This window comes from Mesorhizobium sp. M8A.F.Ca.ET.202.01.1.1 (genome assembly GCF_004791595.1).
Classification (GTDB): Bacteria; Pseudomonadota; Alphaproteobacteria; order Rhizobiales; family Rhizobiaceae; genus Mesorhizobium.
Map to the genome: position 1 here is coordinate 1 of NZ_SRUN01000036.1, position 11352 is coordinate 11352.

The window sequence follows — 11352 nt, forward strand, 5'->3', positions numbered from 1 at the left end:
GTCGGGCCCCAGCTCATCCACGGTTTAAGCCACCTGAGGGGTGACGGGCTCTCGACCGCCGCCACGGATCAGGCAAGCACCTGGTCCGTGGCACCCTCAACAATGCACGATTCCAAACACACAAGGGGTGTTCCGGCTTGGCGCCACGTTCATGCCGGGCAGCACCTCAGGGTGAAAACGGACCAGCAACGTCTCGTTCCTTCACGCACCCCTCATCCGTCTCGGCGCTTCGCGCCGATCCACCTTCTCCCACAAGGGGAGAAGGAAGAACGGCGCTGGCGTTCCGTCGTCGCCGCGCTAAGCTCGCTGCAACCCAGGGAGCATCATCATGAAAAAAGAAGTCATCGAAGTACCCGTCATGTCGGACAAGGTGCGCTCACTCGGCCTGCCCTGCTCGACGGCGGTGAAGGCCAACGGCTTCGTCTTCATCTCGGCGACGCCGCCGGTGGACATGGTGACCGGCGAGATGGTGCGCGGCGACATCGAGGTCCAGACCGAGGCGTCGCTGAAGGCGCTGAAACATTGCCTGGAAGCCGCCGGCACGTCGCTGGAAAACGTGGTGATGGTGCGCATCTACGCCGTCAATTCGGGGTTCTACAACGCGATAAACAGGGTGTATGCCCGGTATTTCAGCGTGAACCCACCAGCAAGGAGTTTCGTGCCGGTGGCGTCGTGGCCGATGGAGTTTGATATCGAGATCGAGTGTGTGGCGGTGGGGTGAGGGCCGCACTACAAGATTCCGTTCGCTGCGGCGGAGACCTTCAATTTGCTGAAAGCGCATGTTATCTTTCTCTTTTGGAAGGCTACTTTCTAAATACCTTTCTGGGGCGGAAATGCGTAGTTTTTGGCTTGGGCTTCCTCGGCTTTTTACAATATTGGCCTTGGGCCTGTTGGCGGCGTCAACGGCTCCTCAATCAGCGGCCGCGGCTTGCCCCGATATTCCCATGGCCGTGGCCGGCCCCATGACGGGAGATTGGGCCGTTTACGGCGAGGAAATGCGCCGTGGCGCTCAATTCGCAGCAGACGACATCAATGCCAAAGGTGGGATTGGGGGATGCAAGATAGCGCTTGTCGTCCTTGATGATCAGGGCACCCCGGATACCGCCATCGGCATTGCCAAGGCATTTGCTAGGGACAGAGTTCGCTTTGTTGTTGGCCACTACAATTCAGGGTCTTCAATTCCAGCTTCGCAAATTTACGCCAAGAACAATACTTTGATGGTCAGTCCAGCATCCACAAATCCCGGGCTTACCGAATTCAAGCTCTGGAATGTTGTTCGCACAGCGGGGCGTGACGATGTTCAAGGGACGTTTGCCGGCGAATACATGGCGGATCATTTCGCAGCTCGGAATCTGGCCATCGTAAGTGATGGTACGCCCTATGGAGACGGCTTGGCGAACAAGGCCCGGAAGGCGCTGCGAGCAAAGGGGCATCCTGAAAAGCTGGCTATCAAGGTTAGATATGATCAGACCAATTTTGGAGACCTGATCGGCAAAATGAAAGCCGCGAAGATCGACGTTGCGTTCTTTGCCGGGTTGGGGGACCAGTTGGGTCGGCTTATTCGTCAAAGTGACGAGGCTGATATGCACCTGCAATTCATCTCCGGTGACGGAGCCATGGTCAAGGGTCTGACTGGCTTGGCCGGGCCGGCTGTTCAGGGGACCCTGATCGTGTTTTCCCCCGAGGACCGGTCCAATCCAGCTGCAAAGGATGTGGTTGCGCGTTTTCGCTCTCAGGGGTTCGAGCCCGAGGCTTATACGTTGAAGTCCTATGCCGCCGTCCAGGTCATCGCCGGAGGTATCGAGATGGCAGGAGTCCAAGCGCCGAGGCTCGTCGCCGCCGCCATAAAATCAGGCAAGCCGATTTCGACCGTATTGGGCGATCTGACGTTCGACGCGAAAGGCGATCGGCGCCAGCCTGATGTGGCGATGTATGTCTGGACGAAACAGGCGAACGGTGGCCTGTCGTTGGAGCCGATGAAATAGGGCCGCTTGGCAGTCCCAACTTGAGATGTGAGCGCTGCCCCTCATCCGCCTGCCGGCACCTTCTCCCCGTGAACGGGGAGAAGAGAGCTAATCGCCTAAGCAAAATACTCCTGCAGCGGCCTGACCTCCAGGCTCCCAGCCTTCAACGCCGCGATCGCCTCCGCCACGGCCGCTGCGCCCGACAGCGTCGTGTAATACGGCACCTTCTGCATCAGCGTTGCCCTGCGTAGCGACTTCGAGTCCGACACCGCCTTCTGGCCGTCCGTCGTGTTGAAGACGATCTGGACCTGGCGGTTGCGGATGGCGTCTTCGATGTGGGGACGGCCTTCCAGGACCTTGTTTATTTTCTCGGCCACGACGCCGTTTTCGGCGAGGAAGCGTTGCGTGCCCGAGGTGGCCAGCACCTTGAAGCCGAGGCCGGCGAGGCGCTTGACCGCCGGCAATATGCCTTTCTTGTCCTCGTCGCGCACCGAGACGAACAGCGTGCCGGAGCGCGGCAGGTCGACGCCGGCGCCGAGCTGGCTCTTGGCGAAGGCCAGCGCGAAGTCGCGGTCGAGGCCCATGACCTCGCCGGTCGAGCGCATTTCCGGGCCGAGCAATATGTCGACGCCGGGGAAGCGGGCGAAGGGGAAGACGGCTTCCTTGACCGCGATGTGGCCGGGATTGCGCGGGTCGGGCATGGCGCCGTAATGGGAGAAGGCGTCTTCCAGCGTCTCGCCGGCCATGATGCGGGCGGCGATCTTGGCGATGGGCCGGCCGATGGTCTTGGCGACGAAGGGCACGGTGCGCGATGCGCGCGGGTTGACCTCCAGCACATAGACCGTGCCGTCCTTGATCGCGTACTGCACGTTCATCAACCCGCCGACATTGAGCGCGCGGGCCAGCGCCGCCGTCTGGCGTTCCAGCTCGTCGACAAGATCCGACGGCAGCGAGTGGACCGGCAGCGAGCAGGCGCTGTCGCCCGAATGGATGCCTGCCTCCTCGATGTGTTCGAGAATGCCCGACACGAAGGTCGCCTTGCCGTCGCAGAGGCAGTCGACGTCGACCTCGATGGCGCCCGAGAGATAGGTGTCGAACAGCAGCGGGTTCTTGCCGAGCAGCGTGTTGATCTGGCCGGTCTTGTCATTGGGGTATTTCTGCTTGATGTCCTCCGGCACCAGGCCGGGCACGGTGTCGAGCAGATAGGTCTGCAGCATGCCTTCGTTGTAGATGATCTGCATGGCGCGGCCGCCGAGCACATAGGAGGGGCGCACCACCAGGGGGAAGCCGAGCTCGCCGGCGACGGTGCGGGCCTGCTCGACCGAATAGGCGATGCCGTTCTTCGGCTGGCTGAGGTTGAGCTTGTGCAGGAGTTTCTGGAAGCGGTCGCGGTCCTCGGCCAGATCGATCATGTCGGGCGAGGTGCCGAGGATCGGGATGCCCGCCTTCTCCAGCGCATCCGCCAGCTTCAGCGGCGTCTGGCCGCCGAACTGGACGATGACGCCGACCAGCTCGCCCGAGGCCTGTTCGGCTCGCAGGATCTCCAGCACGTCCTCCGCTGTGAGCGGCTCGAAATAGAGCCGGTCCGAAGTGTCGTAGTCGGTCGAGACCGTCTCGGGGTTGCAGTTGATCATGATCGCTTCATAGCCGGCGTCGCGCAGCGCGAAGGCCGCGTGGCAGCAGCAATAGTCGAACTCGATGCCCTGGCCGATGCGGTTCGGCCCGCCGCCGAGGATGACGACCTTCTTGCGCGCAGAGACCTGCGCCTCGTTGGCGAGCGCGCCGGCGAAAGGCACTTCATAGGTCGAATACATGTAGGCGGTCGGCGAAGCGAACTCGGCGGCGCAAGTGTCGATGCGCTTATAAACCGGATGAACGTCGAGCTTTTCACGAATCTTCTGAACGACTTCGGCGTCGGTCTTCGTCAGCGACGCGAGGCGGGCGTCGGAGAAGCCCATGGCTTTCAGCATGCGCAGATTGACGGCGTCCTCAGGAATGCCGTGCTCGCGGATGCGGGCCTCCATGGCGAGAATGCCTGATATCTGCTCGAGGAACCACGGGTCGATCTTGCACATGGCGTGCACGTCTTCCAGCGAGGTGCCCATGCGGATCGCCTGCGCCACCATGCGCAGCCGGTCCGGCGTCGGGGTGCCCAATGCCGCGCGGATGGCGTTGCGGTCGTCGGCGTGGTTGGCCGCCACGGCGCCGTGGCCGAGGCCGGGGATCTCGATCTCGTCGAGGCCGGTGAGGCCGGTTTCCAGTCCACGCAGCGCCTTCTGCAGCGATTCCTGGAAGGTGCGGCCGATGGCCATGACTTCGCCGACCGACTTCATGGCGGTGGTCAGCACCGGCTCTGCGCCGGGGAACTTTTCGAAGGCAAAGCGCGGGATCTTCGTCACGACATAATCGATCGACGGTTCGAACGAAGCGGGCGTGGCGCCGCCGGTGATGTCGTTCTCCAGCTCGTCCAGCGTGTAGCCGACGGCAAGCTTGGCGGCGATCTTGGCGATCGGGAAACCGGTCGCCTTGGAGGCAAGCGCGGACGAGCGCGAGACGCGCGGGTTCATCTCGATGACGACGAGGCGGCCATCGGCCGGATTGACGGCGAACTGCACGTTGGAGCCTCCGGTCTCGACGCCGATCTCGCGCAGCACCGCGATCGAGGCGTTGCGCATCATCTGGTATTCTTTGTCAGTGAGCGTGAGGGCAGGGGCGACGGTGATGGAATCGCCCGTATGCACGCCCATCGGGTCGATGTTCTCGATCGAGCAGACGATGATGCAATTGTCCGCTCTGTCGCGGACGACCTCCATCTCATACTCCTTCCAGCCGAGCACGCTTTCCTCGATCAGCACTTCGGTGGTCGGCGAGGCATCGAGGCCGGACTGGACGATGTCGTAGAATTCGGCCCTGTTGTAGGCGATGCCGCCGCCGGTGCCGCCCATGGTGAAGGAGGGGCGGATGATGGCGGGAAGGCCGACATGGTCGAGCGCCTGGGCCGCGATCGCCATGCCGTGGCTGATATAGCGCTGTTTGCGGTCGCCTTCGCCGAGGTTCCAGCGGGTTTCCAGCGCATCGAGCGCGGCGTCGAGATTGTCGGGCTTTTCGGCCTTCAGCGCCGCGCGCTCGGCCTCATGCGTCTTGCGGTCGGCATTCTTGACGTCGGTGGCGTTGGCCAGCATCGACTTCGGCGTTTCGAGCCCGATCGTCTTCATCGCCTCACGAAACAGTGCCCGGTCCTCGGCCTTGTCGATGGCATGGGCGTCGGCGCCGATCATCTCGACATTGTAGCGCTCGAGCACGCCCATGCGGCGCAGCGACAGCGCGGTGTTGAGCGCGGTCTGGCCGCCCATGGTCGGCAGCAACGCGTCGGGCCGCTCCTTGGCGATAATCTTGGCCACGACCTCGGGGGTGATCGGCTCGATATAGGTGGCATCGGCCAGTTCCGGGTCGGTCATGATGGTGGCCGGATTGGAATTGACCAGGATGACGCGGAAGCCTTCCTCCTTCAGCGCCTTGCAGGCCTGGGTGCCGGAATAATCGAACTCGCAGGCCTGGCCGATGACGATGGGGCCGGCCCCGATGATCAGGATCGACTTGATGTCAGTGCGTCTTGGCATGTCTGTGAATTCCGTTCGGCAGCGGGCTTGCACAAAAAACCGGGACGGGAAGACCCGGCCGGTTGTGCTCGCGATTCTGGTATCAGGCTAGGAGGGCCTTATAGGGAAGAGTTTTGCCCGATGTAACCCCGAAAATGCGGGTTTGTGTGGGGTTTTACGGCCGGGGCAAAGGCGTTGGGTTTGAATTGGTACCTTGCGGGGCATTTGCGCTGCCCCTCACCTGCCTGCCGGCATCCTCTCCCCGTATAGTGACGGGGAGAGGGGCGCTATCCCTGGTGGTTTCGCCAACCTCCGACGTTGCAAAAAAGCGCGGCTTTGCGGACGGCTTCTTTCTCCCCGTCTCTATACGGGGAGAAATGTCCGGCAAGGCAATGAGGGGCAGCGCAAACCCCGGCAATTGAGCAGCCATTGCAAAAGCCGCCTAATCCCCCAGCACCACCGTATCCATGATCTCGAAGCGCTCGGACACACCAATGCGGATCATGTTGAGTTTGCCTTCCCTGGTGAAGCGGAAGTCGCTGCCGGCGTCCGAGCTTGCCGGCAGGCCGGCATCGAAGGAGATGACGCGGCTGCCGCCATCGGGCCAGGTCACGGTCACGTCGGCCTTGTCCGTGCCCTTGCGCGTCACGTTCGCCGCGCAAGGCGACATGGGCTGTCCAACGTAGCGGGCGCAGGGAATTTGCAGGGTTCCGTTCGCCGCCAGCGCCAGGCCATAGGCATCCTGCATGGCGATCTCCGCCGCGGATTTCGGCTTGGTTTCGGGGCTGGCCGGCTGGGTCGTGCTGCCCAGCCGAGCGGTCAGGTCGGGTGCATCGGGCGTCGCGCCGGTACCTCCTTCGGCGGGCGCGGCGGCGGGCGTATCCGCTGCCTGGTCGGGCACCGTCGCCGGATTGAGGGGAACGAGATAGCGCGCCGGCGTCCAGCCGGTTGCCTTGGGATTGTCCGACTCGATCTTGCACCAGGGGTGGCCGTCAATGTCGTTGCAGCCGAGGTTTCGGACGCTGGCGCCGGCGGCCAGGCGGGCCTCGGTCTTGCCGATCGGCGATGGCTTGGCGCGGACATTGAGCAGGTCGTCGGGGGCGAGCCCGGTGACAACGGAGATGAACGGCGCCTCTTCGGCATGGGCCGGCACGACAGCCGGCCACGCCGCCATCAGCAGCGGAGCGGCAATCAGCGCATGCAAACTTTGTCGGAGCGTAATCGTGCGCCTCATCATTTGGCCGTGCGCCGTACTCAAATCACCCTGCCGCGGCGGTCTCGCCGCATGCCCGGCCGGTTTTATAAGGGACGACGCGCCGCCATGTAAGTCTGAAATTCAGGCTAACCATGGTGCTGGGCCGCTTCCGGCATGAAGCCGGTGCGCAGGCCGTGCGCCCATTCCGCGCGTCCCGCATCTTCGGCCTGACGCGCCGCCGCCTCGTGGTCGTAGTCCACCGCGATCATCTCGAAACGATCCTGCCGACCGGCGCCGCCCAAGGTGACGATGCCGTAGCGCGCGTGCGGCGAGCCCTGTTCGGAGACATGCGCCGGAGGCGTGTCGTCGTCATAGGCAGGGCAGCCGATGCTGCCCGGATTGAAGATGACTGGGCCATTCGGGATGCGGATCAATTCCGCGCGGTGGCTGTGGCCGCAGAGCGCAATGCGGCAGGCCGGGTCGAGTGCCTTCAGCCGGCGCCGGATCGCCGCCAGCGGCGCGCGCACCAAATGGCCATCGGTCACGGCATCGAGCAGATATTTCTCGTCATGGTCGGGGCGGGCATGGAAGGCGATGACGCCAGGCGCGATCTCCAGGGTCAGCGGCTGGGCCAGCAGCGTATCGCGCTGCGCCTGCGTCAGCCGCTTCTGCGCATAGATGTCGGACGCCCACATGGTTTCGTCGGGGGGATCGGCGGCGACGCGGCGGTCATGGTTGCCGCGCACCGTCGGCAGGTTGAGCGCTTCCAGCCGTTCCATCGTCTCGCGCGGCCACAGCGGCCCCGAAACGCTGTCGCCGAGATTGACGGTGAGGTCGGTGCCGCAGCGCCGCGCCAGGTCCTCGAGCACGGCGTCGAGTGCGAGAACGTTGCCGTGGATGTCGGCGAGGACGGCTATGCGCATGAGGAGGTTCCCGGTGGGTGGCAGGACCTGGTCTCCTCCCGCTTCGCGAGGGAGAGGAAAAAGTTCAGGCCGGCATTTCCAAATCATGACCGCCGACCGCGGGCAGGGCGGTGTCGTCCGCGGCCGCGGCGATGACACTGTCGAGCAAGCCGGGGAAGCGGGCGTCGAGATCGGCCCGGCGGAGCGTGATCATGCGGTTGGTGCCGACCACCTCGGCGCGGGTGACACCCGCCTCGCGCAGTTTGGCGAGGTGGTAGCTGAGATTGGTCTTGGAGGCGAGGTCGAGGAAGCGGCTGCAGTTCAGTGGCAGGCCTTCCTTGCTGGCCAGATAGCGCACGATGGCGAGCCGCGTCGGGTCGCCGAGCACGCCGAGCACGATGGGCAGGCTGATCTGGTCCGTATTGGGGTGTGGCAAGGTCATCGCAGGAACCTAAGCACAGTTCGGGCCGATTTCAACGCGTCGATCCCGCTCGGCCCATACACACTGTCTCTCCTTCCCCGTGACCGTCCTGACACAGGGCTGTCAGCATGGTTCAGCTATTTTGCCCTGGCTTCATTGACATCATGGCCTGTTATGTCCAATTGTTCAATAACTTTTGAACTAAGGACGCATTCCCATGGACAAGAGAATCTTCTGGCTAGCGCTCGGATCGTTCGCGATCTCGACCGAAGGCTTCGTCATCTCCAGCCTTCTGCCGGACATCGCCGGGGATGCCGGCATCTCCGTGCCGCTCGCCGGCTCGCTGATCACCGCCTTCGCGCTTGCCTATGCTATCGGCACGCCGATCCTGGCAACGCTGACCGGCGAGTGGGATCGGCGCCGCGTCATCCTGTGGACGCTGGTGTTCTTCGTCATCGGCAATGTCGTCGCGGCCCTGAGCTCGTCCTTCGAAGTGCTTCTCGTCGCACGCATCATCATGGCGCTGTCGTCGGGCCTGTTCGCGGCGACCGCGCAAGGCACGGCGGTGGCGCTGGTCGATGACCATCACCGGGCCCGCGCCATTGCCGTCGTCGTCGGCGGCACCACGGTGGCGGTCGCCGTCGGCGCGCCGCTTGGCGCGCTGGTCGCGGCCATCGCCGGCTGGCGCGGCACTTTCTACGCCATTGCCGGCCTTGGCGCGCTGTCCGGCGCCATCCTGTGGTACCGGCTGCCACGCGGCATCATCGGCACCCGTCTGCCGCTGAAGCGCCGGCTGGCGGCGGCGATGCGTCCCGGCGTGATGCCGATCCTGGTGACGACGGCGGTTGCCCTCATCGGAGCGTTCACCGTGTTCAGCTTCATAGCCCCGCTGGCCATCGAAGGCGCCGGGCTGTCGCCGATCGCGCTGCCGGGCATGCTGCTCGCCTTCGGCGCCGGCGCCGTCATCGGCAACATTGTCGGCGGCCAGGCCGCCGATCGTTTCGGCGCGACGCGCACCGTCGCCTGGTCACTGACGCTCTCCGCCGCCATGCTCGTCACCTTTTCGCTGATTCCGACTTTCCTGCCGCATCACCTCGCCGGACCGGCGCTGATGGGCATGATGGTGCCGTGGGGCATCGTCGGCTGGGCGTTCCCGCCGGCACAGGCGAGCCGCATCATCAAGCTCGCCCCGGATGCGGCGCCGATCGTGCTGTCGCTCAATGCCTCGGCGCTCTATCTCGGCGTGGCGCTGGGTGCTGTGGTGGGTGGAGCGGTATTGCGCTACGGCGCGCCGGCCGATCTCGGCCTGATTGCCGCGGCCTTCCCGGTCATCGGGCTCGGCATCGTGCTGGCCGGGCGGGTGTTTGCCAGACCGGTGGCGATGCCGGCGGAATAAGACTGACCCCAGACTTCGATCTATGTTTTTACGCGGCCGCTTCTTCAGCTGGAAGGAGTGGCCGCGGGCAGTTCCAGGTTCAACGCGGCCACTTCATCGAGCGTGGCCCGCAGTTTCGCGGCCTGCTCGGCGCCGATCATGGCCTCGAATTGCCGCTGGGCAACGCTCCATAGCTTGATCGCCTCGTCGAGCTTGGCCTGGCCGGCCGGCGTCAGCCGCACGCGCTTGACGCGGCGATCGTCCTTGTCGGCGAAGGTTTCGACATAGCCGTCGCGGACCAGCGGCTTCAACGTGTGGCCGAGTGCCGAGAGATCCATGATCAACGCCTCGGCAATGGCTCCCATCGCCGGCTCGCCGCCGACACTGATCTGGAAGAGCAGGCCGAACTGCGTGCCCTTCAAGCCGGAAGGCGCCAGCGCGTCGTCGTAGAAGCGGCCGAGCCTGCGCGCGGTGCGCCGCAAGGTGGCATTGTTGCACTGGCTGAAGCCCGGCTGCTGAACGTCGGTCATGTCAACTCCTTGCCGGAGCATTCCGGCGAAACCGCTGGGCGCTTCTGCTGGAATTGCTCTGGCAGGGGCGCCAGCCCTGTCGCAGAAATAGTTTTCGCGGCTGCCGTTGACAAGATAGTGGCATATACCTATTTCGCCGAACGTGGTATATGCCACTAATTGATATCAGGACAATGGGCTCGACGGCCGGCGCGTTGGTCGAAGCCGAATAAGAGCGAACAGAAGGAACGTGACAATGAGCAAGAACGACAACAAGGGGACAGCCGTGATAACAGGCGCTTCCTCGGGCATCGGCGCCGTCTATGCCGACCGGCTGGCGGGGCAGGGCTATGACTTGGTGCTGGTGGCGCGCCGTGCCGACAGGCTCGGGGAGTTGGCCGAGAAGCTGCGCCATGCCTATAGCCGCAAGGTCAGCGTGATCGCCGCCGACCTGTCCGACGACGACGATGTGCGCCGCGTCGAGAAGGCGATATCAGCCGACGAGAGCGTGACGCTGCTGGTCAACAATGCCGGCCTTGGCGGTCAGGCGGTGGTGGCAACCGCCGACGCGGATGCCGCCGAGCGCATGATCAAGGTCAATGTCGTGGCGCTGACCCGGCTGACCCGTGCCGTGCTGCCGGGGCTTTTGGCGCGCAACCGTGGCGGGATCGTCAACATCGCCTCGGTACTGGCTTTCGACACCTCGTTCGGGGGCATCTACAGCGGCACCAAGGCCTATGTCGTCAACTTCACCGAAGCGCTGCATCGCGAGGTCGCGGGCACCGGGGTGACGGCACAGGCGGTGCTGCCGGGCGCGACCCGGACCGATTTCTGGGAGCTTTCCGGCAGCGATATCGACCAGCTTCCGAAGGAAATCATCATGACCGCCGACGATATGGTCGATGCCGCCCTTGTCGGCCTGGCGCGGGGCGAAGCCGTCACCGTGCCGGCGCTTGCCGATACGGGAAAGCTGGATACGTTCCTCGGCGCCCGGCAGGCCTTCTATGGCAGCTTGCACGCCGACAAGCCGGCAGCCCGCTACGCGGCTTGAGGCCACTTCGGTCTGGGACTCTGGCGCTTGTGCACATCTTCCGCGACTAGCGTGGCCGATCGGCCCGAGGCTTGATTGCCACGTGGTTCCCCCAATCCGTCGCGGCTTCGCCGCGCCACCTTTCCCCCCTCCGGAGGGAAAGGAAGGGAGCGCTACTGGGCGAGCATTGACGGCAAAAAGCCTGGCGCTTTTCCTCTCCCCCGTCGATCGGGGGAGAGCGACTATCTGGGGTGTCAAGTTGCATTTGCGAATTCGCTTCTCGCGTCGCGTGCTTTTGCGTTGAGGATGACGAGAAGTTTTCTGGCGAGTGCGATGCGGATGAGCATTTTGGGCTTT

Annotated in this window: 9 protein-coding genes and 1 pseudogene; 4 read left to right on the forward strand and 6 right to left on the reverse strand. The window is 64.1% G+C overall.

Going from position 1 to position 11352, the window contains the following annotated elements:
- The first annotated feature begins 328 nt into the window (after window positions 1–328).
- Window positions 329–721 (forward strand): RidA family protein, encoded by a 393-nt coding sequence (locus EN845_RS33440; protein WP_127873634.1) that lies wholly within the window; start codon window positions 329–331, stop codon window positions 719–721.
- A 223-nt stretch (window positions 722–944) separates the two neighbouring features.
- The gene (locus tag EN845_RS33445) at window positions 945–1985 is read left to right on the forward strand and encodes a branched-chain amino acid ABC transporter substrate-binding protein (protein ID WP_167531563.1); all 1041 of its coding nucleotides are present in this window, start codon (window positions 945–947) and stop codon (window positions 1983–1985) included.
- Window positions 1986–2080: 95 nt separating this feature from the next.
- Here the strand turns inward: EN845_RS33445 and carB are convergent, their stop codons facing one another.
- The 4 genes from carB to EN845_RS33470 form a co-directional block, all read right to left on the reverse strand.
- A complete protein-coding gene (carB, locus tag EN845_RS33450) occupies window positions 2081–5584 on the reverse strand; it encodes a carbamoyl-phosphate synthase large subunit (RefSeq protein ID WP_127873632.1) in 3504 nt (1167 codons plus the stop codon).
- A 421-nt stretch (window positions 5585–6005) separates the two neighbouring features.
- On the reverse strand, window positions 6006–6800 hold the full coding sequence (locus tag EN845_RS33460; protein ID WP_127873631.1) for an SH3 domain-containing protein: 795 nt from the start codon (window positions 6798–6800) through the stop codon (window positions 6006–6008).
- Between the two features lie 104 nt (window positions 6801–6904).
- A complete protein-coding gene (locus EN845_RS33465) occupies window positions 6905–7681 on the reverse strand; it encodes a metallophosphoesterase family protein (protein ID WP_127873630.1) in 777 nt (258 codons plus the stop codon).
- A 64-nt stretch (window positions 7682–7745) separates the two neighbouring features.
- On the reverse strand, window positions 7746–8102 hold the full coding sequence (locus EN845_RS33470) for a helix-turn-helix transcriptional regulator (RefSeq protein WP_127280845.1): 357 nt from the start codon (window positions 8100–8102) through the stop codon (window positions 7746–7748).
- A gap of 196 nt (window positions 8103–8298) precedes the next feature.
- Here EN845_RS33470 and EN845_RS33475 point away from each other — a divergent pair, with 196 nt between their 5' ends.
- The gene (locus EN845_RS33475; RefSeq protein WP_127873629.1) at window positions 8299–9477 is read left to right on the forward strand and encodes an MFS transporter; all 1179 of its coding nucleotides are present in this window, start codon (window positions 8299–8301) and stop codon (window positions 9475–9477) included.
- Window positions 9478–9521: 44 nt separating this feature from the next.
- Here EN845_RS33475 and EN845_RS33480 read toward each other — a convergent pair whose 3' ends face one another.
- Window positions 9522–9986 carry a MarR family winged helix-turn-helix transcriptional regulator gene (locus EN845_RS33480; RefSeq protein ID WP_127873628.1) on the reverse strand — a complete coding sequence of 155 codons (465 nt, stop codon included), beginning with the start codon at window positions 9984–9986 and terminating at the stop codon, window positions 9522–9524.
- A 235-nt stretch (window positions 9987–10221) separates the two neighbouring features.
- Between EN845_RS33480 and EN845_RS33485 the strand changes: the two genes are divergently transcribed.
- The gene (locus EN845_RS33485; RefSeq protein WP_127873627.1) at window positions 10222–11016 is read left to right on the forward strand and encodes an SDR family oxidoreductase; all 795 of its coding nucleotides are present in this window, start codon (window positions 10222–10224) and stop codon (window positions 11014–11016) included.
- 233 nt (window positions 11017–11249) lie between these two features.
- Here the strand turns inward: EN845_RS33485 and EN845_RS36870 are convergent.
- Window positions 11250–11352, reverse strand: a pseudogene (locus tag EN845_RS36870) (IS110 family transposase); the annotation flags it as partial.

What these genes read in the sequence shown, in the direction of transcription:
- EN845_RS33440 (WP_127873634.1), top strand. Translation starts at nt 329, where the DNA reads ATGAAAAAAGAAGTCATCGAAGTACCCGTCATGTCGGACAAGGTGCGC.
- EN845_RS33445 (WP_167531563.1), top strand. Translation starts at nt 945, where the DNA reads ATGGCCGTGGCCGGCCCCATGACGGGAGATTGGGCCGTTTACGGCGAG.
- carB (WP_127873632.1), bottom strand. Translation starts at nt 5,584, where the DNA reads ATGCCAAGACGCACTGACATCAAGTCGATCCTGATCATCGGGGCCGGC.
- EN845_RS33460 (WP_127873631.1), bottom strand. Translation starts at nt 6,800, where the DNA reads ATGATGAGGCGCACGATTACGCTCCGACAAAGTTTGCATGCGCTGATT.
- EN845_RS33465 (WP_127873630.1), bottom strand. Translation starts at nt 7,681, where the DNA reads ATGCGCATAGCCGTCCTCGCCGACATCCACGGCAACGTTCTCGCACTC.
- EN845_RS33470 (WP_127280845.1), bottom strand. Translation starts at nt 8,102, where the DNA reads ATGACCTTGCCACACCCCAATACGGACCAGATCAGCCTGCCCATCGTG.
- EN845_RS33475 (WP_127873629.1), top strand. Translation starts at nt 8,299, where the DNA reads ATGGACAAGAGAATCTTCTGGCTAGCGCTCGGATCGTTCGCGATCTCG.
- EN845_RS33480 (WP_127873628.1), bottom strand. Translation starts at nt 9,986, where the DNA reads ATGACCGACGTTCAGCAGCCGGGCTTCAGCCAGTGCAACAATGCCACC.
- EN845_RS33485 (WP_127873627.1), top strand. Translation starts at nt 10,222, where the DNA reads ATGAGCAAGAACGACAACAAGGGGACAGCCGTGATAACAGGCGCTTCC.